23 protein-coding genes and 1 riboswitch are annotated in these 22655 nt (G+C 58.6%); of the genes, 8 read left to right on the forward strand and 15 right to left on the reverse strand.

All coding sequences use genetic code 11. From position 1 onward, the window contains the following. Positions 1–53: 53 nt before the first annotated feature. Positions 54–289, reverse strand: a riboswitch (cobalamin riboswitch). A gap of 154 nt (positions 290–443) precedes the next feature. Together AF70_RS22945 and AF70_RS22950 are read left to right on the forward strand one after the other, a co-directional pair. Continuing rightward, positions 444–1028 carry a hypothetical protein gene (locus tag AF70_RS22945; protein ID WP_019579637.1) on the forward strand — a complete coding sequence of 195 codons (585 nt, stop codon included), beginning with the start codon at positions 444–446 and terminating at the stop codon, positions 1026–1028. A 68-nt stretch (positions 1029–1096) separates the two neighbouring features. Further along, positions 1097–2410, forward strand: coding sequence for a sorbosone dehydrogenase family protein (locus AF70_RS22950; protein ID WP_028940024.1), 1314 nt, complete (start codon positions 1097–1099; stop codon positions 2408–2410). Positions 2411–2538: 128 nt separating this feature from the next. Here AF70_RS22950 and AF70_RS22955 read toward each other — a convergent pair whose 3' ends face one another. From AF70_RS22955 to AF70_RS22975, 5 genes are all read right to left on the reverse strand, one after another. Continuing rightward, complete coding sequence (locus AF70_RS22955; protein WP_019579635.1) at positions 2539–3075, reverse strand: C40 family peptidase; 537 nt, start codon at positions 3073–3075, stop codon at positions 2539–2541. Between the two features lie 166 nt (positions 3076–3241). Further along, complete coding sequence (locus AF70_RS22960) at positions 3242–3877, reverse strand: C40 family peptidase (RefSeq protein WP_019579634.1); 636 nt, start codon at positions 3875–3877, stop codon at positions 3242–3244. A gap of 214 nt (positions 3878–4091) precedes the next feature. Next, positions 4092–4796 carry a DnaA regulatory inactivator Hda gene (hda, locus tag AF70_RS22965; protein WP_007936072.1) on the reverse strand — a complete coding sequence of 235 codons (705 nt, stop codon included), beginning with the start codon at positions 4794–4796 and terminating at the stop codon, positions 4092–4094. Between the two features lie 230 nt (positions 4797–5026). Further along, a complete protein-coding gene (locus tag AF70_RS22970; RefSeq protein ID WP_019579633.1) occupies positions 5027–6100 on the reverse strand; it encodes an AI-2E family transporter in 1074 nt (357 codons plus the stop codon). 32 nt (positions 6101–6132) lie between these two features. Further along, a complete protein-coding gene (locus AF70_RS22975) occupies positions 6133–7182 on the reverse strand; it encodes a DUF2066 domain-containing protein (RefSeq protein ID WP_019579632.1) in 1050 nt (349 codons plus the stop codon). A gap of 384 nt (positions 7183–7566) precedes the next feature. Between AF70_RS22975 and purM the strand changes: the two genes are divergently transcribed. From purM to AF70_RS23000, 5 genes are all read left to right on the forward strand, one after another. Further along, positions 7567–8625, forward strand: coding sequence for a phosphoribosylformylglycinamidine cyclo-ligase (purM, locus tag AF70_RS22980; protein WP_007936066.1), 1059 nt, complete (start codon positions 7567–7569; stop codon positions 8623–8625). Next, positions 8625–9275: a phosphoribosylglycinamide formyltransferase gene (gene purN, locus AF70_RS22985; protein ID WP_018925121.1), complete on the forward strand. Its 651-nt coding sequence runs from the start codon at positions 8625–8627 to the stop codon at positions 9273–9275. Before purM ends, purN begins: the two co-directional genes overlap by 1 nt. Positions 9276–9283: 8 nt before the next feature. Next, a complete protein-coding gene (locus AF70_RS22990) occupies positions 9284–9997 on the forward strand; it encodes a DUF3108 domain-containing protein (RefSeq protein ID WP_019579630.1) in 714 nt (237 codons plus the stop codon). A gap of 196 nt (positions 9998–10193) precedes the next feature. Further along, positions 10194–10610, forward strand: a complete 417-nt coding sequence (locus tag AF70_RS22995) for an OsmC family protein (RefSeq protein ID WP_007936063.1) — start codon at positions 10194–10196, stop codon at positions 10608–10610. A 61-nt stretch (positions 10611–10671) separates the two neighbouring features. Beyond that, the gene (locus AF70_RS23000) at positions 10672–11532 is read left to right on the forward strand and encodes a pirin family protein (protein WP_019579629.1); all 861 of its coding nucleotides are present in this window, start codon (positions 10672–10674) and stop codon (positions 11530–11532) included. 109 nt (positions 11533–11641) lie between these two features. Here AF70_RS23000 and AF70_RS23005 read toward each other — a convergent pair whose 3' ends face one another. From AF70_RS23005 to AF70_RS23020, 4 genes are all read right to left on the reverse strand, one after another. After that, positions 11642–12370, reverse strand: a complete 729-nt coding sequence (locus tag AF70_RS23005; protein WP_019579628.1) for a dienelactone hydrolase family protein — start codon at positions 12368–12370, stop codon at positions 11642–11644. A gap of 67 nt (positions 12371–12437) precedes the next feature. Next, positions 12438–14342 (reverse strand): molecular chaperone HtpG, encoded by a 1905-nt coding sequence (gene htpG, locus AF70_RS23010; protein ID WP_028940023.1) that lies wholly within the window; start codon positions 14340–14342, stop codon positions 12438–12440. A gap of 81 nt (positions 14343–14423) precedes the next feature. Then, on the reverse strand, positions 14424–14876 hold the full coding sequence (locus tag AF70_RS23015; protein ID WP_028940022.1) for a PaaI family thioesterase: 453 nt from the start codon (positions 14874–14876) through the stop codon (positions 14424–14426). Then, entirely contained in the window at positions 14873–15361 is a 489-nt protein-coding gene (locus AF70_RS23020; protein WP_028940021.1) for a PaaI family thioesterase, read from the reverse strand. The genes AF70_RS23015 and AF70_RS23020 overlap by 4 nt, the downstream gene beginning before the upstream one ends. Positions 15362–15518: 157 nt before the next feature. Between AF70_RS23020 and AF70_RS23025 the strand changes: the two genes are divergently transcribed. Continuing rightward, entirely contained in the window at positions 15519–15761 is a 243-nt protein-coding gene (locus AF70_RS23025; protein ID WP_018925114.1) for a hypothetical protein, read from the forward strand. 78 nt (positions 15762–15839) lie between these two features. Here the strand turns inward: AF70_RS23025 and AF70_RS23030 are convergent, their stop codons facing one another. The 6 genes from AF70_RS23030 to lpdA all read right to left on the reverse strand — a co-directional run bounded on the left by AF70_RS23030 (position 15840) and on the right by lpdA (position 22633). Further along, positions 15840–16241: an MAPEG family protein gene (locus tag AF70_RS23030; protein WP_018925113.1), complete on the reverse strand. Its 402-nt coding sequence runs from the start codon at positions 16239–16241 to the stop codon at positions 15840–15842. After that, positions 16241–16978, reverse strand: a complete 738-nt coding sequence (locus AF70_RS23035; RefSeq protein WP_028940020.1) for a DUF599 domain-containing protein — start codon at positions 16976–16978, stop codon at positions 16241–16243. Before AF70_RS23035 ends, AF70_RS23030 begins: the two co-directional genes overlap by 1 nt. Positions 16979–17144: 166 nt before the next feature. Next, positions 17145–18458: a branched-chain amino acid transport system II carrier protein gene (brnQ, locus tag AF70_RS23040; protein WP_028940019.1), complete on the reverse strand. Its 1314-nt coding sequence runs from the start codon at positions 18456–18458 to the stop codon at positions 17145–17147. 491 nt (positions 18459–18949) lie between these two features. Then, on the reverse strand, positions 18950–19831 hold the full coding sequence (sucD, locus tag AF70_RS23045; RefSeq protein WP_007919877.1) for a succinate--CoA ligase subunit alpha: 882 nt from the start codon (positions 19829–19831) through the stop codon (positions 18950–18952). Further along, positions 19831–20997: an ADP-forming succinate--CoA ligase subunit beta gene (gene sucC, locus AF70_RS23050; RefSeq protein ID WP_007919879.1), complete on the reverse strand. Its 1167-nt coding sequence runs from the start codon at positions 20995–20997 to the stop codon at positions 19831–19833. Before sucC ends, sucD begins: the two co-directional genes overlap by 1 nt. Positions 20998–21196: 199 nt before the next feature. Then, positions 21197–22633, reverse strand: a complete 1437-nt coding sequence (gene lpdA / locus AF70_RS23055) for a dihydrolipoyl dehydrogenase (RefSeq protein WP_018925110.1) — start codon at positions 22631–22633, stop codon at positions 21197–21199. Positions 22634–22655 lie beyond the last annotated feature (22 nt).

The following is a 22655-nucleotide window of genomic DNA, read 5'->3' on the forward strand; positions in this document are numbered from 1 at the left end:
ACGGCGGGCAGGCACAAGAATAGACGGCAAGAAGCCTGGCATCGCCCACCGTGATGCCGCTGAATGGATCAGGCCGGTCTCCGGGCTCATGAGCGGCGATTGGCCCGACGGCGCGCCTTCCCATGCCAAAAATAGACACAGTGGCTCAATGCGCAGTCTTCACTCATTTACCGTTGCGGGGGCAGCGCCGGGATCGTGATCATTCTTCGCTGGAAGAAATCCACTCACCGGCTTCCCTGTTTCACTCTGTCGACCAAGGCCACAGAGCACCTGAAACAAGCCGCGAAGGTTAGAGGGTTGGGGGTGGAGCGTCAATTAAAGACGGGACGCCTTGCGGCGAATAACTGCCGCCGATCAATTATCTGACGCCAATCTTGTGCCACACTGCCAGCAGTGATATCAAAGAGCCACAACCTCATAACACAATAACAAGGGTGAGCCACATGCAAGGCATGATCATCAGCAATCCGAAGCTGGAATTCCTGCGCCCGGTGCTGGAACGCTGGTTTGACTGTATCGACCGCTACAACGCCGTGCGCGGCGATAACGATACGCCTTACTGGTACGACGAAAACGCCAACCTCGGCCTGCTCTCTGCCGCAGCCTGGATGGCGGAAATGGTCACGCTGCAGCAAACACCGTCGCGCAAACAGACCGAAGAAGGCGAACGCAACGCCCGCGCCGATCTGTTTATCGCTACCAGCGAAGAACGCGCTTACCTGCAGGCCACCCAGCGCTGGCCACGGGTCAATAGCTTGAACCTGACCCAGGCACTGGCGGACATCACCAGCGACGCGAAGCGCATCAGCTACGCCAGCGACCTGAAACTCGGCTGCCTGTTTGTCGCCCCACAAAAAGCCCAGCACAGCGCTACCCCAGAAGAACTCCAGGACATGCTCGACGACCTGCAAAAGGAACACACCTGCGCCGTGGCCTGGTATTTCCCTTACGCCTACCGCAAATTGCGCAATGAAGCCGGAAACTACCATCCGGGGATCGCCGTGCTGTTCAAGGAGGCCCGCGGCTGACCGGTTGAACCATCGGGTGTTTACGCTTCTCTATGATTACGTCAATGCATTCATAGGGAAGATCAGTAATGCGCAAACCCCAGCTCATTTTCATCATCGCGCTCGCCGGGGGGCTCGCCGCCTGTGGTGAAACCTCCAGCCTGCAAGTCTCGGACGGCACCGGACCGTCGCCCAAGCTGCCGGAACCGAACAAAACCCTGATCCCGACGGTGAACATCGCCCCGGCGATCGGCTGGCCTCAGGGTAAAAAACCCGTCGCCGCCGCAGGCACTCAAGTAGTAGCGTTTGCCGAAGGCCTCGAACACCCACGCTGGCTCTACGTGCTGCCCAACGGCGACGTACTGGTGGCCGAAACCAACGCGCCGTCCAAATCCGATGACAGCAATGGCATTCGCGGCTGGATCATGGGCAAAGTCATGGGCCGCGCCGGAGCCGGCGTCCCCAGCCCGAACCGCATCACTCTGCTGCGGGACAAGGACCACGACGGCGTCGCCGAAACCCGCACGGTGTTCCTGGAAAACCTCAACTCGCCTTTCGGCATGACCCTGGTTGGCAAAGACCTGTATGTCGCCGACACCGACCGCTTGCTGCGTTTTCACTATGAAAACGGCGAGACAGCAATCAAGTCACAGCCAATCAAAGTGGTCGATTTGCCGGGCGGAACGCGAAATCACCACTGGACCAAAAATGTCATCGCCAGCAAGGACGGCAGCAAGCTGTACGTCACCGTGGGTTCGAACAGCAACGTCGGCGAAAACGGCATGGATCAGGAGGAAGGTCGCGCGGCGATCTGGGAAGTGGATCGCGCCACCGGCAACCATCGAATCTTCGCCTCGGGGATTCGTAACCCGAACGGCCTGGCCTGGGAGCCGCAAAGCGGTGCTCTGTGGACCGCAGTCAACGAGCGTGACGAAATCGGCAGCGACCTGGTGCCGGACTACATCACGTCAGTGAAGGACGGCGGGTTCTATGGCTGGCCTTACAGCTATTACGGGCAACATGTCGATGTTCGCGTCGAGCCACAAAACCCTGATCTGGTCGCCAAGGCCATTGCACCGGACTACGCAGTGGGGCCCCATACCGCATCGCTGGGCCTGACATTCGCCGAAGGCAGCAAGTTGCCCGCTCCGTTCACCCAAGGCGCCTTCATCGGCCAGCATGGCTCGTGGAACCGCAAACCGCACAGCGGCTACAAAGTGATTTTCGTGCCGTTCAGCGCCGGCAAACCGAGCGGGCAGCCGCTGGATGTGCTTACCGGCTTCCTCAACGACGAGGGAAAAGCCATGGGTCGGCCGGTGGGCGTGGTGATCGATCAGCAGGGCGGCTTGCTGGTGGCGGATGATGTGGGGAACAAGGTGTGGCGCGTTTCCGCGGCCAAGTAAAGTCTGTCCGTAGGAGCGAGGCTTGCCCGCGAAAGCGGTGTGTCAGTCGACATCAATGTTGACTGTGCTGCCGCCTTCGCGGGCAAGCCTCGCTCCTACAACTCCGCCAGAGCGATCATGACAAACCCCTAGGGATTATGTGCCAAGTGTTCAGGTTGCAAGACGCGCTTGGCGCTCAGATAAGCCTTCTGCCAATAAGCCTTGGACAAGCTGTCCAGTTTCACCGTGCCGCCCGTGGCCGGTGCATGGACGAAGCGCCCTTCGCCGACATAGATCCCGGCATGGCTGACCTGAGAGCCACCATTGGTGGCGAAGAAAATCAGGTCGCCGGTTTGCAGGCCTTCCTTGCCGACGTTCGGAGCCTGCATGCCGATCATTTCGCGTGTGGACCGCGGCAAGGAAATGCCTGCGACATCACGATAGACGTAACCGATCAAACCGCTGCAATCGAACCCGGAATCCGGCGTGTTGCCACCCCAACGATAAGGCGTCCCCACCAGACCGAGCGCGCGAAACAGCACGTCTTCTGCCGCAGGGGAAAAGGCTTGGGGAGAACCGAAAACAATCGGTGCGCGAACCACCGGCGCAGGAGGCGGTGTGCGGCTGGCGCAGGCGCTGAGCAGCGCTGCGAAGAACATGAGTGCGAGGCGGGCCGACATCGTCATAAACAGAACATCCTGATCTGGCTGCGGCTTTTTTCTGCCACAAAGACAGAAAAGAAAACCGCCTGCGCAGAACGCAGGCGGTTTGCCATCAATAATAGATCAGGATTCTAGCGGCTACGCGGCAAACTTCAAGTAAGACTTTAAGTTCGCCTTGTAAACTGTCCGCTTATTTGCGCGCAGTGACGATAGGCGCTGCAGCCGGCGCCATTGCGAGTGCACGCTTGGCTTCGATGAAGGTCTTGCTCCAGTAGCTGTCGCCCAGGCTATCGACCCGGACACCACCGCTTTTGCGGCTGCTGGAGTGGATGAACTGGTTGTCACCCACATAGATCCCGGCGTGACTGACACGACCGCGACGGCCATTGGTGGCGAAGAACAGCAGATCACCCGGCTTGAGGGCGCTGCGAGCCACCAGCGGAGCGTCAACGTTGATCATTTCGCGAGTGGAGCGCGGCAGGTTCATGCCAGCCTCTTCACGAAACAGATAACCGATGAAACCGCTGCAGTCGAAGCCTGCCTCGGAGGTGCCGCCGAAACGGTAACGGGTACCGATCAGGGACATGCCACGCTCGAGGATGCTGTCAGCCAGAACCGGAAGCTGGTACGACTTGCCGCCGGCGAAGTCTGCCAGTTCTTTATTGGTTGCCAGCTCTTCCTGGAAAAGAACGGAAGAAGACTGTGCGGTAACTGAATTTGAAACCTGATGCTGTGGCTCTTGCTGGGACACTGGAGAGTGAGCAGCGCAACCGAACAACAGGGTGACGAGTGCGAGAGGCACGAGGGGTGCGAAGCGATTTAGCATGGGCACGACCGTGGCTGATAGTTGTAAAGAAGCCGAGACTATGCCCGCTATCGATCTCATTTGCAAATTCAATCGATCTTTATGTGACTTATCGGTTTCTCGTTTCCATCTAAGCGCTTAAGCCCGTTCTAGACGTTAGCGCAGCCTGCGACCCTGCAGGAAAGCGGATTTTCTGGCGCCTTAAATATGCCGAAACCCCCGAAAAACCTGGCTTTTACCAGCCCAACGTCTCTTTCAGGAACGGGATTGTCAGCTTGCGCTGAGCTTGAAGGGAGGCCTGATCGAGGCGTTCAAGCAGCTCGAAAAGCGCACTCATGCTGCGAGTACCGCGAGTCAAAATAAAATGCCCGACTTCGTCAGTCAGGTGCAGGCCACGACGGGAAGCGCGCAACTGCAAGGCACGCAACTTGTCTTCGTCAGAGAGTGGACGCATCTGGAAGATGAGTGCCAGTGTCAGCCGCGACTTGAGGTCCGCCAGCTTCACCGGTAGTTCGCGCGGGGATGTCGAGGCAGCGATCAGCAGACGTCGACCGCTGTCACGCAGACGATTGAACAGATGGAACAACGCCTCTTCCCAATCCGCCTTGCCGGCGACCGCCTGCAAATCGTCCAGGCAAACCAGTTCGTATTGTTCGAGGTTGTCGAGGATTTCGATGCCACGGTCCATCAACTCGGCCAGCGGCAGATACACCGCCGGTTCACCCATCTGCTCGAAACGCAGGCAAGCCGCCTGCAACAAATGCGTGCGCCCTACCCCGTGCTTGCCCCAGAGGTAAATCAGGCTTTCCGTCCAGCCGGCGTCGGCTTCGCACAGCCGCTCGACATAGCCGAGTGCAGCGGCATTGGCGCCTGGGTAGTAATTGATAAAGGTGGCGTCATCACGCAGACGCACACCTAGGGGCAGCTGAATCGGTTTCATGCTGACTGAACAGTTCCAAAGGAACCGTTAGTGGCCTCTGTGTAAAGTTTGCGAAGTTTATACCCGTGAAGCTGACGGCACAATGCGACAGACCACAAGCAAAATCAAAGGTTTGCGTTAACATGCTGGTTTTATGACAGTTTCTTTGGCGGTGCATGTGACAGCCGCGCGAGGGATACGGGCAAACCCGGCGTGAAACCGGGCTGCCCGCGACGAGCGATCAAGAAGCCTTACAGCTCAGGGTCATCGACGCCGCCATATATATCCGAATCTTTATACAAATCATGCACATGGCGCACCAGGACCATGATCACCGCCGCCACCGGCAATGCCAGCAGCACACCGGTAAAACCGAACAGCTCGCCGCCGGCCAGAATCGCAAAGATCACCGCCACCGGGTGCAGGCCGATCCGGTCACCCACCAGCAACGGCGTCAGAACCATGCCTTCCAGCGCCTGGCCGACCATGAACACCGCAACGATACCGATCATGGGATACAGATCGCCACCGAACTGGAACAGGCCGGCAATCAACGCCGCGCCAATTCCGATGACAAACCCCATGTACGGCACGATCGCCGCCAGGCCGGCAATCAGACCGATCAACAACCCCAGTTCCAGCCCGACGATCATCAAGCCAGCGGCGTAGATCACACCCAGCGCCAGCATCACCAGCAACTGCCCGCGCACAAACGCCCCAAGCACTTCATGGCATTCCCCAGCCAGGGACATGACACGCTCTTCACGATCACGCGGCAGCAAACTGCGGATCTTGGCCATCATCAGGTCCCAGTCGCGCAGAAGATAAAAACTCACCACCGGGATCAGCACCAGATTGGCCAGCCAGCCGATCAGCGCAAGGCCTGAAGCCGTCGCCTGACTCAGCACCACGCCGACAATGTCGGTGGTCTGGCCCATGTGCTCGCTGATCGCCGCCTTGAGCTTATCGAACTTCCAGAAGCCCTCTGACAAACCCAACTTCGATTGCGCCCACGGCAACGCGGTGTGCTGCAACCAGTCGAGCATCTGCGGCGCCAGTTCATACAAGCGAAACAGCTGCTTGGCGAGCATCGGCACCAACACCAACAACAGCGTGGTGAGGATCAACGTGAACAACGCAAACACTGCCACCACGCCCCAGGTCCGCGACAGACCGAACGTCTCCAGCCGATCCACCAGCGGATCGAACAGATAGGCCAGCAACAGCGCCACCAGAAACGGCGTCAGGATCGGATGCAACAGGTAAACAAACGCGCAAAGCAGGGCCACCCCACCGAGCCAGAACCAACGCCGCGTATCGGCCATGTACCACTCCTGCTTCTATATAAAGAAAAAACTCACCAACGGAAATGCAACTGCGGCGTCGGCGCAGGCGCTGGCGCTGCGGCCGGCGCCGAACCCGCAGTCACGGGTTGAACAGGTGCCGGCGCCTGACTGGCCGGAACTTCCTGCAATTGCGCCAGGGACAACTGAGCTCGCAGCTGATCGGCGCTGCCGTTGACGCGATAAAGCACGCGGTCGCCATCGACACTTTGCAGACGCGCGCCAAAAGGCTCCAACAAACGCCCAAGCGTCGCATAACGCTCCAGATTCATGCCCTGCACTTCCAACAATTGCTCGCCCGATGCACCTGGCTTGGCGACGAAACGCGACGCCAGACGCTCGCTGACCGCCAGCATCACCGCATCGGCCACGGCGGCGGTATCGGCGCCCTGCACGCTACCGGCCTCTTTCTGATCGCCCAGCCACAGTCGCCACTTGGCTTGCCATTGTCCCCCTTCTTCACGGGCATGCACCGCCAGCAAGGCATCGGCATTGTAACGATCGGAGGCACTGCGCAGTGGCGCAGGGTCGGCACCTTCCAGATTCGGTGCCGTGGCGACGATCTGTTCATTCAGGTCAGCCAGCGGCAAACGTAGCGGCAGGCCACGGTGCTGAGCCGCCCGACGCAAAGGCGCAGCACTGGCCTGACCATCGCCGACCAGGCTCGAACCTTCGGTGGAATCGTTCAACCACCAGCCGAGGATCGACGGCCGATTGGCCCCCCACACGGCCAGCCCGGCACGACGCAAGGCCTGCTCGGTGGTGGCCGGATCGAAATCGACTTTCAGCACTTGCGGCGGCCCGGCGTCGTAGCCGAACTGACTGATGATCTGCTGAGGGTCTTTGCGCACGGCCGCAAGGCCTGGGCTTTGGGCCGCCTTGGGATCGCCGGTCAAGCGCAACACCAGCGTTTCCAGCGCCTGCTGAGTCGCCTGGTCGCGCTCCTCCGGTGTCTGGCCGCTGACCGGTTGGCGCACTTGATAGAGGCCTTTGACGGTTTCGGCATGGCTGGCCAGGCTGACCACGGATAAACAGCCCACGAACAAGAATTTAAGAAAACGCATGGAAGATTCCTGACGACAAGAGCGGCTGGAACAGACCGCATGAAGACGATTGAGCCAGGGTTGTGACCACAGGCCCAAGCAAAACATTCACGCGATCGCGGTAAGTTTTCGCACTGTCATAACGATAGACGGTTAACGTCGTACCTTATACAGCCATGTGGGACGCCGCCAACACGGGCAATATCAGTTTTTTTAACGCGATATGCCCCTGCCCGTCGGCACGAGGATGGCCGCTGCCCCTCAAGCCTGATAAAATCGCGCGCCTTCGCAGACCGGCTACAGCCGGGTGGTGTCGAAATAGCGCGTGAGGCAATTGCCTCATCAATTTCGACAGGCCCGCTGAACTCGGTCGTTACCCCTGAATCCCCCCTAAAGGCCTGGATCATGAGCAAGCAACCCTCCCTGAGCTACAAGGACGCCGGTGTAGACATCGACGCCGGTGAAGCATTGGTCGAACGCATCAAGAGCGTCGCCAAGCGCACTGCGCGCCCGGAAGTCATGGGCGGCCTGGGCGGTTTCGGCGCCCTCTGCGAAATCCCGGCCGGTTACAAACAACCGGTGCTGGTATCGGGCACTGACGGCGTCGGCACCAAGCTGCGCCTGGCGCTGAACCTGAACAAGCACGACAGCATCGGCATCGACCTGGTGGCCATGTGCGTGAACGACCTGGTGGTCTGCGGCGCTGAGCCGCTGTTCTTCCTCGACTACTACGCCACTGGCAAACTGAACGTCGACACCGCTGCTCAGGTTGTAACCGGCATCGGCGCCGGCTGTGAACTGTCCGGCTGCTCCCTGGTCGGCGGCGAAACCGCTGAAATGCCTGGCATGTATGAAGGTGAAGACTACGACCTGGCCGGCTTCTGCGTCGGCGTCGTGGAAAAATCCGAAATCATCGACGGTTCGAAAGTCGCTGCCGGCGATGCCCTGCTCGCCCTGCCGTCTTCCGGCCCGCACTCCAACGGCTACTCGCTGATCCGCAAGATCATCGAAGTGTCGGGTTCCGACATCGAGAACATCCAGCTCGACGGCAAACCGCTGACCGACCTGCTGATGGCTCCGACCCGTATCTACGTGAAGCCGCTGCTCAAGCTGATCAAGGACACCGGCGCCGTCAAAGCCATGGCCCACATCACCGGTGGCGGCCTGCTGGACAACATCCCGCGCGTGCTGCCAAAAGGCGCTCAAGCGGTGGTTGACGTCGCGAGCTGGACCCGCCCGGCGGTGTTCGACTGGCTGCAAGAGAAAGGCAACGTCGACGAAACAGAAATGCACCGCGTGCTGAACTGCGGCGTCGGCATGGTTATCTGCGTGGCTCAAGAACACGTTGAAACCGCGCTGAATGTCCTGCGTGAAGCTGGCGAGCAGCCATGGGTCATCGGTCAGATCGCCACCGCTGCCGAAGGCGCGGCTCAGGTCGAACTGAAGAACCTCAAGGCTCATTAATGTCCCAGACCTGTGATGTGGTGGTGCTGCTGTCCGGCACCGGCAGTAACTTGCAGGCCTTGATCGACAGCACGCGGACCGGCGACAGCCCGGCCCGCATTGCTGCGGTGATTTCCAACCGCGCCGACGCCTACGGCCTGCAACGCGCCAGGGACGCGGGTATCGACACCCGCACCCTGGATCACAAGGCTTTCGAGGGCCGCGAGGCCTTCGATGCCGCGCTGATCGAACTGATCGACGCCTTCAACCCCAAACTCGTGGTACTGGCCGGCTTCATGCGCATTCTCAGCGCTGACTTCGTGCGCCATTACCAGGGTCGCCTGCTCAATATCCATCCCTCGCTGCTGCCCAAATACAAAGGGTTACACACTCATCAGCGCGCGCTGGAGGCCGGCGATACGGAACACGGCTGCTCCGTGCACTTCGTCACCGAGGAACTCGATGGCGGACCACTGGTCGTACAGGCAGTAATACCGGTAGAGTTGCACGATTCGCCGCAGAGTCTGGCGCAGCGAGTCCACACCCAGGAACACCTGATCTACCCGATGGCCGTACGCTGGTTTGCCGAAGGCCGTTTATCACTCGGCGAACAAGGTGCTTTACTGGACGGACAGTTACTCGCGGCCAGCGGCCACTTGATTCGAACCTAGGAGATTTTATGCGTCGTGCCCTGCTCTTCGCTTGCGCTCTGCTCGCCCTGCCGTTTGCGCAGGCCGCAGACCTTCAACCCTTCTCCGCCAGCTACACCGCCGATTGGAAACAGCTGCCCATGAGCGGTACCGCCGAGCGCAGCCTGACCAAGCAAGCCAATGGCGCCTGGAAGCTCAGCTTCAAAGCCTCGATGATGATCGCCAGCCTGACCGAAGAAAGTACCCTGACCCTGGACAAGGACACGCTGCTGCCGCAGTCCTACCACTTCGAACGCGGTGGCCTGGGCAAAGCCAAGAAGGCTGATCTGGATTTCGACTGGACCAACAAGATGGTCACCGGCACCGATCGCGGTGACGCCGTCAAGCTCCCGCTCAACCGCGGCATGGTCGACAAGTCCACCTATCAACTGGCGCTGCAGCATGACGTGGCCGCCGGCAAGAAAAGCATGAGCTATCAGGTCGTCGATGCCGGCGAAGTCGATACCTATGACTTCCGCGTGCTGGGTTCGGAGAAAGTCGACACCAAGGCTGGCCAGATCGATGCGATCAAGGTCGAGCGCGTGCGCGATCCGACACAAAGCAAGCGCATCACCGTGCTGTGGTTCGCCAAGGATTGGGATTACCTGCTGGTCCGTCTGCAACAGGTCGAAACCGACGGCAAGGAGTACAACATCATGCTCCTCGACGGTACGGTCAACGGCAAGACGGTCAAAGGCAGCTGATCCGGACCGACATGAAAGCCCCGCAAACGCGGGGCTTTTTTTCGTCTGGCGTTAAGCGGGGGGACAGGACAATGACAACTTTGAGCTGTGGCCAAATCGTCCGGCAAGAAATAGGAACGCGAACGTGAAGGAATGCTCTATAAATTCAGGGTCTTTTTTGATCGAATGACTTTTCCTGATCCCTGCGAGGTTTCCCATGACTGTTACCGTCAATACTGTCTCCGCCGAAGGTTTTCGTCACAGCGTCCAGATCGATGACCATGAACTGTTTGCCGATGTCCCCAAGTCCAGTGGTGGTGAAGGCACCGCACCTGAGCCCCATGACTATTTCGACGCGGCCCTCGGCGCCTGCAAGGCCCTGACCCTGAAACTGTATGCGAAGAAGAAGGGCATTCCACTGACCGGCGTCGGGGTCGAGGTCAAGCGCGACAACAGTGAAGAGCAGAAAGGCAAATATGCCCTGCACGTCAAACTCACGCTCAAGGGCGTACTCACCGATGCCCAGCGCGACGAGCTGCACCGCGTGGCCGACCGCTGCCCGGTACACAAGCTGATGACCACCTCTGAAGTCAGTATCGAAACTCATCTGTCCGAAGGCGCCTTCAGCCAATAGCGGCAACGTCTGCGCAAGCGGGTTATGCTCCCTGCGTCACCCGCTCAGCCTGGAATGCACCATGAACACTCCGCTCGTGATCCGCCCCCGCGCCGAAGATGTCGAGGGCCAGCCGATCCTTCGCCCTTTGCCGTCAGCCAAATGCCGCAACGTCGGGCCCTTCGTGTTTTTCGACCACATGCTCGAAACCCGTTATCCACCGGGCAAAGGCATGAACATCCGTCAGCATCCGCACATCGGGCTGTCCACCCTCACCTACCTGTTTGAAGGGCAAATCCAGCACAAGGACAGCCTCGGTTCCGATCAGGTGGTGAATGCCGGCGATGTCAGCTGGATGACCGCCGGCAGTGCGATTGCCCACGTCGAACGCACGCCCGAAGCATTGAAGAACAGTGGCGGTACGATGCACGGCTTACAGATCTGGCTGGCTTCGCCCAAGGACCGTGAGCACGGTCCAGGACACTACAGCCACCATCCAGCAGCCACGCTGCCCGTCAGCGAAAACCTTGGCGTGAAGATACGAATGATCGCCGGGAAGGGCTTTTGCCTTGAATCACCGGTCCCGGTGCTTTCGCCTACGCTGTATGCCGAATTGAACCTGCAAACGGCGACCACGCTGCTGATTCCCACCGAGCATGAAGAACGGGCGTTGTATGTGTTGAGCGGCGAGGCGCAGCTTGATGGCGAGCTGCTGGAGCCCTACACGCTAGTGGTGCTGCCGGCCGGGGAAGAGATGACGCTGTTCGCCGAGAGCGACTGCCATGCCGTGCTGTTTGGCGGAGCGCCACTGGACGGGCCACGACGGATCAACTGGAACTTCGTGGCCAGTGATCCGGCATTGATTGATGAAGCACGTCGGCGCTGGGCGGCCGGGGATTGGCCGACGGTGCCGGGGGAAAGTGAGCGGATTGAGTTGCCGTAGCGCGTAAACATCAAAAGATCGCAGCCTTCGGCAGCTCCTACAGAGGTACGCGCCCCCTGTAGGAGCTGTCGAGTGAAACGAGGCTGCGATCTTTTGTTCCGAGGAGCAATCAGCCCTTGAACACTTCATCCAGCAAGTTATGCATCGACGTGAACGCGCGAGCCGCTGTTTTCGCGTCATACATCATCATGCCCGGCACGTTGGCGTGCGGGTCGGTGAACGAATGCACCGCGCCGCCATAGCTTAGCAATTGCCAATCCACACCGGCAGCATTCATCTCAGCTTCAAACGCTGGCAGCTGCTCTTTCGGCACCAATGGATCGGCAGCGCCATGCAGCACCAGCACCGAACCCTTGATGCTTTTCGCATCGTTCACATTCGGCGTATCCAGCGTGCCGTGGAACGACACCGCAGCCTTCACCGGCGCACCGCTACGCGCCAGCTCCAGCGCGCAGCAACCACCGAAGCAGAAACCAAAAGTCGCCAGTTTCGAGGTATCAACCGCCGCCTCGCCCTGCCCTTGCAGTTGTTCGAAAGCTGCCTGCATGCGTTTGCGCAGTAAGGCGCGATCATTCTTCAGCGGCATCATCGCCGCGCCTGCCTCGTCGCCGTTCTGCGGACGAACCGATTGCCCGTACAGATCCGCGATCAGCACCACATAACCCTTGGATGCCACCGATTTGGCAATCTCCTCGGCGCCAAAGCTGACGCCCATCCAGTTCGGCGCCATCAACAGACCCGGACGCGGGCCTTTATGGTCAGCATCGAAGGCCAGACGGCTTTCATACGATTGGCCGTCAATCTGATAGGCGACGGATCGAACAGTGATTTGGCTCATGACTGACTCCCTGTAAAAAAGCACCAGAATGAAAAAACCCGCCGAAGCGGGTTTTTATACAGCGTGGTTAAACCGACAGTTCAACCAGCAGCTTGTTCAAACGACGCACATAAGCGGCCGGGTCTTTCAAGCTGTCGCCGGCCGCCAGGGCCGCCTGATCGAACAGAATGTGCGACAGGTCGCCGAAGCGCTCGTCGCTCTGCTCGTTGTCGAGCTTCTCGATCAACGGGTGAGCCGGGTTGAATTCGAAGATCGGCTTCGAATCCGGAACCTTCTGACCGCTGGCTTCCAGGATCTGACGCATTTGCAGGCCCAGGTCCTGCTCGCCGATGGCCAGAATCGCTGGGGAATCGGTCAGGCGATGGGAAACCCGCACTTCAGCAACGGACTCACCCAAAGCGGTCTTGAGACGCTCAACCAAGCCTTCTTTGGACTTGGCGACTTCTTCCGCGGCTTTCTTGTCTTCTTCCGAATCCAGGTTGCCGAGGTCCAGGTCACCGCGCGCCACGTCGACAAAGCTCTTGCCGTCGAAGTCGTTGAGGTAGCTCATCAGCCACTCGTCGATACGGTCGGTCAGCAGCAGCACTTCGATGCCTTTCTTGCGGAAGACTTCCAGGTGCGGGCTGTTTTTGACTTGCGCGTAGGTTTCGCCGGTCAGGTAGTAGATCTTGTCCTGACCTTCCTTGGCACGGGCCAGGTAGTCGGCCAGACCTACAACCTGCTCGCCGTCGTCGCCCTGAGTGGACGCGAAACGCAGCAGACCGGCAATTTTTTCTTTGTTGGCGAAGTCTTCTGCCGGGCCTTCTTTCATGACCTGACCGAAGTTCTTCCAGAAACCTTTGTATTGCTCAGGCTCGTTCTTCGCCAGTTTTTCCAGCATATCCAGAACGCGCTTGGTCAGCGCCGACTTCATGGAGTCGATGATCGGGTCTTTCTGCAGGATTTCCCGCGACACGTTCAGCGACAGGTCGTTGGAATCGACCACGCCTTTGATGAAGCGCAGGTACAGCGGCAGGAACGACTCGGCCTGATCCATGACGAACACGCGCTGCACGTACAGCTTCAGGCCTTTCGGCGCTTCACGCTGGTACAGATCGAACGGAGCACGGGTCGGCACATAAAGCAACGAGGTGTACTCGAGCTTGCCTTCGACCTTGTTGTGGCTCCAGCTCAGCGGGTTTTCGAAATCGTGAGCGACGTGCTTGTAGAACTCCTGGTATTCCTCGTCCTTCACTTCAGTGCGAGGGCGAGTCCACAGGGCACTGGCGCGGTTGACGGTTTCCCACTCAACGGCAGGCTTCTCTTCGCCTTCGGCGGCTGCCACTTCTTTCGGCAACTCGATCGGCAGAGCGATGTGGTCGGAGTACTTCTTGATGATGTTGCGCAGACGCCAGCCATCGGCGAACTCGTCTTCACCGGATTTCAGGTGCAGAACGATACGGGTGCCGCGATCAGCTTTCTCGACGGTGGCGATTTCAAATTCGCCTTCGCCCTTGGACGACCAGTGCACACCTTCGCTGGCAGCGAGGCCGGCACGGCGGCTGAATACGTCAACTTTATCGGCGACGATGAACGCCGAGTAGAAACCGACACCGAACTGACCGATCAGGTGCGAGTCTTTTTTCTGATCGCCAGACAGGTGCTTCATGAAATCTGCGGTGCCGGACTTGGCGATGGTGCCCAGGTGAGTGACCGCATCTTCACGGCTCATGCCGATGCCGTTGTCTTCGAGGGTGACGGTTTTAGCGTCCTTGTCGAAGCTCACACGGATTTTCAGTTCAGCGCCGCCTTCCAGCAATTCAGGCTTGGCCAGCGCTTCAAAACGTAATTTATCGACAGCGTCAGAGGCGTTCGAGATCAATTCGCGAAGGAAGATTTCCTTGTTGGAATACAGCGAATGGATCATGAGGTGCAGCAGCTGCTTCACCTCGGTCTGGAAGCCCAGGGTTTCCTTTTGAGTTTCCACACTCATGGTCATCAAACTCCAATCAGATGGCAGTGGCCGCGACCTTGAGGGTCGGCGGCGGGTTGTCCTCAGAGTTGGGGGCTGAGATCAGGATTTCAAGGGCTCTTCGATTTTGAAGTGGGCCCGGGCCGTGGCAATGGGCTCGGCTTCAGTGCTTTGCCAGGCGGTAATCGCCACGTTTGCGACCCGCCGCCCCTGGCGACAAACCTGGCATCGGGCCCAGGTATCGCGAAACTGCCCCGCGCGCAGGTAGTCGAGGGAGAAGTCGATAATCTTCGGCACACCGGGCGAGCCGGTGAAAATCAACAAATGCAGCGCCGCCGAGAGTTCCATGAACCCGGCAATCACCCCACCATGAATCGCTGGCAGTAAAGGGTTACCAATGTTGTCCTTGTTGGCCGGCAGACGAAACAGCAGCTCATCTCCTACCCGCGAACATTCGACGCCGATCAGCTCGGCGTAAGGAATCAGCTGCAGCAGCGCGGCGTAGTCCCCCTGCGCATGGGCCTGTTGAAGCTGTTCGTTGAACGTGTCGGTCATTTCGCAACTCCAACAATGGCACCGGCAATGACACCGCCAAAGTTTTTAGTACCTTTGATGCCCTTGCCCATGCGCATGAAGGTGCCCACCACGTGGGCGATGGGCTGTTCGGGGTCGTCCTGATAGGCAAAACCGCGCGCAAAAATCACATCGGTAGTCACTCGGTAGCATTGGGCGAAGCCGTAAACGTCCTTGTGCGGCTCGGCGGCATGCATGTAGTCGATGCGCAGGTCGAGCGTCGGGCAGACTTCGAACTCGGGCAGCACGCAGAGAGTGGCCATGCCGCAGGCGGTGTCCATCAGCGAGGTCAGCGCACCGCCATGAATCACCCCGGTTTGCGGGTTGCCGACGATCTGCGGGCTATACGGCAGAATCACCGTCAGCCCTTCGCTGCTGGCGCTGTGAAGGCGCATGCCGAGTACCTGACAATGGCGCAACGCCGACAGGAATCGCGTCGCACGCTCAAAAACGGGGTTTTCGGCCATTTGATAAAACTCTTCTTAGTGTCCGGACAAAGTAGCAGGCTAGCGGGCAAAAGTTCCGTTGCAAAACAAACATATATATCTGTGTGAATTGAGGAACTTAACCCTGATAACGGTGCTCGAAAGGCCAGTAGATATTTTCCATCAGGAGAAACACCCCATGCGTAAGACTTTAGCTATTGCCTTGATGTTGACCGCTTCCCTCGGTCTCGCCGCCTGCGGTAAAAAACCCGAGGACAAAGCTCAAGATGCCACCAAACAAACCGAGCAAGTTCAGGAAAAAATGAGCGAAGCTCAGGATAAAGTGAACGAGGCGGCAAAAGAAAACGCTGAAGCTGCCAAAGCTCAGACCGAATCGAACGCAGCCGCTCCGGCAGCGCCTACAGAAGCACCTAAAAACTAAAACAGTTTTTAGCGTGATAAAAGAAAACCCGCCAAGTGCGGGTTTTCTTTTATCTGAAATTTTGCTCGAAACGCGTCCTTAGAGCAAAACAGTCCTAAAAGTCGGACTAATCATCAGCAACAACGAACACACTAATCCGACGAACCACACCAGACTTCGCTGCCAGGCCAGATCAGCCCAATAACACAGTAGATAGATAACGCGCGCGATCACGAAGGCGATCGCCAGCGCATCGATCAGCCATCCCGCCGTTTGCGTGGTGTGCGCCATCAACACCCCGACCGCAAACAAAATGAACGCCTCGAAACTGTTCTGGTGGGCCGCCAATGCGCGGGCGCCGAAACCTGTGAGTTGCGCCTGTTGTTGACGCGGCAGGTGATTGTTGTAACCGCCCTGCTCTTTCATCGCCTTGGCCACCGGCATGCGCGCCACGAAAATCAACAAGGCACTGATAAACACACACCAGAATGGAATACTCATCAAGCCGCCTCTTTGTTCAGCTCAGACAATGGTGCCTCTGTAGGTGTATAGACCATCACGTCAAGAACGTCGGAGTGAAACTCGCGGCGATACAACACAAACACGACACCGGCGCTCATCAACATGAACAACCAGGGGCTGACAAACCACGCCAGCATGCTCATGCCGAAGTAATAGGAACGCAGACCGAAGTTGAACTGGTTGGCCGCCAGGGAGATGACACGGGCGGCTCGGGAAGCAAAGGCGTTACGCTCTTGTTCGGACACATGCCGCTCACCGATCATCGGTGCCGAACCCACGAGAATGGCCGCAAAGTTGTACTGACGCATGCACCAGCTGAACGTAAAGAACGCATAGACGAACACCAGCGCCAGGCACAACAACTTGATCTCCGACATGCCTTGGGAAGCCTGTTGCACCATCGGGATATCCGCCAGCAAAGACACGGCTCTTTCGGACGCCCCCAACACCGTGAGAATACCGGCCAGGATAATCAACGTGCTGGAAGCGAAGAATGAGGCGTTGCGCTCCAGGTTACCGATCACGCTGGCATCGGCGATGCGGTTGTCGCGTAACAGCATGCGGCGCATCCAGTCTTCGCGGTACAGGTGCAGAACACTGGCCAGGCATGCGGTGTCGCGGCCCTTCCATGTGGCGTAACGGGTGTAGCCCCCCCAGCAGACGACAAACCAGAGCGCGGCGAGGATGTGGATCAGATTGGCGTGGATGAACGACATGCAGTTCCTTGTGATGTGTAGACGATGATGAAACCTGCGGATAGTGCTTCGACGTTAACCCAAGGAAAAAGACACTGCATCACGCGCATAAAAATGCCCCGTATCGATTGATACGGGGCATTTCCATTTGTAGCTCAAGCCCGCTTGTGGCGGGCCATGAAGCGACTTAAGCCAGCGCTTCTTCGCGCTTGCCCAACAGACGGTCGCAAACCACGGCAACCGCCAGGGTCATGACCGACGGCACCAGCCAAGCCAGGCCCTGCTCGCTCAGCGGCAGGTGAGCCAGTTGAGTCGGCATCCAGTCGGCCAGACCGGCGCCCTTGAGCGCGTCGATCATGCCGAAAATGAACGACACCAGCATCACCGGACCGACGATGCGACCCTGCTCATGCCAGAAGTCCTTGCAGAAGCTCAGGGCCACCAGGGCGATGCACGGCGGGTAGATGGCGGTCAGTACCGGAATCGAGAACGCAATCAGCTTGGTGAGGCCCAGGTTGGACACCAGCAGGGAGAACGCGGCCAGGATAATCACCAGCGTCTTGTAGGACAGTGGCAGCACACGGCTGAAGTATTCGGCACAGGCGCAGGTCAGACCGACCGCAGTCACCAGGCAGGCCAGGGAGATCAGCACCGCGAGGAAACCGCTGCCGAGCGAACCGAAGGTGTGCTGCACGTAGGCGTGCAATACCGCCGCGCCGTTGGTGGCACCGGCGGCCACTTCATGGCTGCCCGAGCCGAGACGGAACAGGCTGACGTAAACCAGCGCCAGACCTACACCGGCAATCAGCCCGGCGATGATCGCGTAACGGGTGATCAACACCGGCGATTCCACGCCACGGGAGCGGATCGCATTGACGATGACAATGCCGAATACCAGCGCGCCCAGGGTATCCATGGTCAGGTAACCATTGATGAAGCCCTGGGAGAACGGTGCCGCCACATATTCAGGGGTAGCCACGCCAATGTTACCGGCCGGCAACGCGAACGCTGCGATGCCGAGAACGGCCAGGGCGATGATCTTCAGCGGTGCGAGGAACCGTCCTACGGTGTCCAGCAGACGGCCCGGATAGAGCGAGATGAAGAACACCAGCAAGAAGTACACCGAGCTATAGAGAAACAGCGCCAGCGGGCTCTCGCCGGTCAGCGGCGCCAGACCCACTTCGAACGACACGGTCGCGGTGCGTGGTGTCGCGAACAACGGGCCGACAGCGAGGTAGCACGCGGCTGCCAGCAGGCCACCGGCGATTTTACCGATCGGGCTGCTCAAGGCATCCATTGCACCACCGACCTTGGCCAGGGCGACCACGGTGATCACCGGCAGACCGACTGCGGTGATCAGAAAACCCAGCGCCGCCATCCAGACATTAGGCCCGGACTGCAAACCGACGATAGGCGGGAAGATGATGTTGCCAGCCCCGACGAACAGGGCAAATGTCATGAAGCCCAGTGCCAGGATGTCCTGGCCTTTCAACACTTTCATTAAGGAAATACCACACTACTGAATCGGAATTTAGAGAGGGATTTCCCTTATGGGTGAGGGAAATGCTGTCGATCCGTATAGGACTGACCCGTTTAGCGCGCCGCAGCCTTGTGGGCCGCAAACGCAAAAATGGCGGCTAGCCTACCGAATTTGCCCGCCAAACGCACTATTACAGGGCGAACTATCCGATACGCGACATTTCAGTGTCGTGTTTACATATCTAATTTTCACAACCGCCCTGTGGCGAGGGAGCTTGTCGGATCGCCGCACCGTCCCGCTCGGCTGCGCAGCAGACGCAAACAGACAAACACAAACTGCCTGATGTAACGCGAGTGCAGGTTTTGGGGTCGCTTCGCAACCCAGCGGGACGGTGCGGCGATCCGACAAGCTCCCTCGCCACAAGAAGCGCTGCGAATATCTCAAACCCCGGAAATGACAAAGGCCACCCGAAGGTGGCCTTTGTTTGGTGGAGCGTCAGTTAAGCGCGAGGCTTACTTGACGGCCCAACCGGTCAGCTCGGCCAGGGCCTTGCCGATGTCTGCCAGCGAACGCACGGTTTTAACACCTGCGTCTTGCAGAGCAGCGAATTTCTCGTCTGCAGTGCCTTTGCCGCCAGAGATGATTGCGCCAGCATGGCCCATGCGCTTGCCCGGAGGAGCAGTCACACCAGCGATGTAGGAAACAACCGGCTTGGTCACGTGTGCCTTGATGTAGGCAGCCGCTTCTTCTTCAGCCGAACCGCCGATCTCGCCGATCATCACGATCGCTTCGGTCTTCGGGTCTTCCTGGAACAGCTTCAGGATGTCGATGAAGTTCGAACCCGGGATCGGGTCACCACCGATGCCGACGCAAGTCGACTGACCGAAACCGGCGTCAGTAGTCTGCTTCACAGCTTCGTAGGTCAGGGTGCCGGAACGGGAAACGATACCAACCTTGCCTGGCAAGTGAATGTGACCTGGCATGATGCCGATCTTGCATTCGCCTGGAGTGATCACGCCTGGGCAGTTAGGACCGATCAGGACTACGCCCAGCTCGTCGCACTTGACCTTGGCATCCAGCATGTCCAGGGTAGGAATGCCTTCAGTGATGCAAACGATCAGCTTGATGCCGCCGAAGGCTGCTTCCAGGATGGAGTCCTTGCAGAAAGGAGCTGGAACGTAGATCACGCTGGCGGTGGCGCCAGTGGCAGCTACAGCGTCTTTCACGGTGTTGAACACTGGCAGGCCCAGGTGCTCGGTGCCGCCTTTGCCTGGAGTTACGCCGCCAACCATCTTGGTGCCGTATTCGATGGCTTGCTGGGTGTGGAAACTACCTTGCGAACCGGTAATACCCTGGCAGATAACTTTGGTGTCTTTATTGATCAGGACGCTCATTATTTGCCCTCCGCAGCTTTGACAACTTGTTGAGCAGCGTCGGTCAGGCTGGTAGCAGCGATGATGTTCAAACCGCTTTCTGCCAGTACTTTAGCGCCCAGCTCAGCGTTGTTGCCTTCAAGGCGAACAACAACCGGGATTTTCACGCCGACTTCTTTCACAGCGCCGATGATGCCTTCGGCAATCATGTCGCAACGAACGATGCCGCCGAAGATGTTGACCAATACTGCAGCGACGTTAGTGTCGGACAGGATGATCTTGAACGCTTCGGTTACGCGCTCTTTGGTAGCACCGCCGCCAACGTCGAGGAAGTTGGCTGGTTTGCCGCCATGCAGGTTGACGATATCCATGGTACCCATGGCCAGGCCAGCACCGTTGACCATGCAACCGATGTTGCCTTCCAGTGCTACGTAGTTCAGTTCGAACTTGGCAGCGTGCGCTTCGCGCGGATCGTCTTGCGACGGATCGTGGAAAGTCTTCAGCTTAGGCTGACGGTACATGGCGTTGGCGTCGATGTTGATCTTGGCATCGAGGCAATGCAGATCGCCGTCAGCCTTGATCACCAGCGGGTTCACTTCCAGCAGAGCCAGGTCGTGATCCTTGAACAGCTTGGCCAGACCTACGAAGATCTTGGCGAACTGAGCAACTTGCTTGCCTTCCAGACCCAGCTGGAATGCCAGCTCGCGACCCTGGAATGGCTGAGCGCCAACCAGTGGATCGATAGTGGCTTTCAGAATTTTTTCTGGAGTGTCGTGAGCGATTTTCTCGATGTCCACGCCACCTTCGGTGGAAGCCATGAACACGATGCGACGGCTCGAACGGTCAACGACAGCGCCCAGGTACAGCTCTTTAGCGATATCAGTGCACGATTCAACCAGGATCTTGGTGACTGGCTGACCATTGGCGTCAGTCTGGTAAGTCACCAGACGCTTGCCCAGCCACTGCTGTGCGAATGCTTTAGCGTCTTCTTTGCTGCGAACCAGCTTTACGCCGCCCGCTTTACCGCGACCACCGGCGTGAACCTGGGCTTTGACAACCCATTCGCTGCCGCCGATTTTGTCGCAAGCTTCTGCTGCTGCTTCCGGGGTGTCTACCGCGTAACCGGTGGATACTGGCAGGCCGTACTCAGCGAACAGCTGCTTACCCTGATACTCGTGAAGATTCATGCTTATTACCGTCTTCGTTAGGTACTGCGCATTCGGTGCTGCACTCATTCAAGTGCCGCACCACCTGTGACTGCTGCTTGCGTAACCTTTCCGGGTACCCGGTGCAGCTACGCAAGACTGCGTCCAGCGGACATTCCGCGGTGAGTCTTGCTCGCAAGGCTCACGACGGGCCGTACCGCCGTGGTTTCTTATTATCCGCTTAGCGTTTCTTGCGGTTGGCGATGTGGATGGCGCCGCCATTCACTGCCAACGCTGCTTCGTGCAAGGCTTCAGACAGGGTCGGATGGGAGAAAACCATCATGCCCAGGTCTTCAGCGCTGGTGCCGAATTCCATGCCGATCGCGCCCTGCTGAACCAGTTCTGCGGCGCTCGGGCCAATCACGTGGACGCCCAATACGCGGTCAGTCTTGGCATCAGCGATGACCTTGACGAAACCACCGGTATCGTTGGCGGCCATGGCACGGCCAGAGGCTGCGAACGGGAAGGTGCCGACGTTAACTTCTACGCCTTCAGCTTTCAAGGCCTGCTCGGTTTTACCGACCCACGCGATTTCCGGGTGAGTATAAATAACCGAAGGGATCAGGTCATAGTTCATCTGGGCTTTGTGGCCCTTGATGCGCTCGACAACCATGATGCCCTCTTCCGAGGCTTTGTGAGCCAGCATCATGCCGCGAACCACGTCACCGATGGCGTAAACGCCCGGTACAGTGGTGGCGCAGTGATCGTCAACGTGCACGAAACCGCGCTCGTCGAGGGTCACGCCGCAATCAGCAGCCAGCAGATCAGTGGTCACCGGACGGCGACCAACGGCTACGATCAGCTTGTCGAAAGTGATGTTCTGTTCGCCGTTGGCATCGGTGTAGTTCACAACGACTTCGTCGCCGTTCACTTTGGAACCGGTCACGCGAGCGCCCAGCTTGATGTCCAGACCCTGTTTGGTCAGGGTTTTCAGCGCTTCCTTGGAAACAGCGGTGTCCGCTGCCATCAGGAAGGTATCCAGTGCTTCGAGAACGGTGACTTCAGCGCCCAGACGGGACCATACCGAACCCAGTTCCAGACCGATAACACCGGCGCCGATTACACCCAGGCGTTTTGGTACGGATTGGAATTCCAGAGCGCCAGTCGAATCGACGATCACATTCTGGTCGACCGGAGCCGGTGGAATGTCGATCGGACGCGAGCCCGGAGCCAGGATGACGTTTTCGGCTTCGATGACTTCAACCGAACCGTCAGGCTTGGTGACTTCGACTTTCTTGCCAGCCAGCAGTTTGCCGTGGCCCTGGATCGAAGTGACGCCGTTAGCCTTGAACAGCGTTGCAACGCCGGAGGTCAGGCCTTTGACGATGTTGGCTTTACGGCCGACCATTGCTGGCACGTCCATGGTCACGCCAGCGTGGTTGATACCGTGGATCGCGAAGCCGTCTTGCGCTTCGTGAAACTTCCAGGAGCTGTCCAGCAGCGCCTTGGATGGAATGCAGCCGACGTTCAGGCAAGTACCGCCGAGGGCCAGTTTGCCTTCCTTGTCGGTGTATTTCTCGATGCAGGCAGTGGTGAGGCCCAGTTGCGCTGCTTTAATGGCAGCCACGTAGCCGCCAGGGCCCGCACCAATCACTACCACGTCGAATTTCTGAGTCATGTGTCATTCCTTCTCGAATCAA

The organism is Pseudomonas sp. KD5, assembly GCF_012932895.1.
GTDB lineage: Bacteria > Pseudomonadota > Gammaproteobacteria > Pseudomonadales > Pseudomonadaceae > Aquipseudomonas.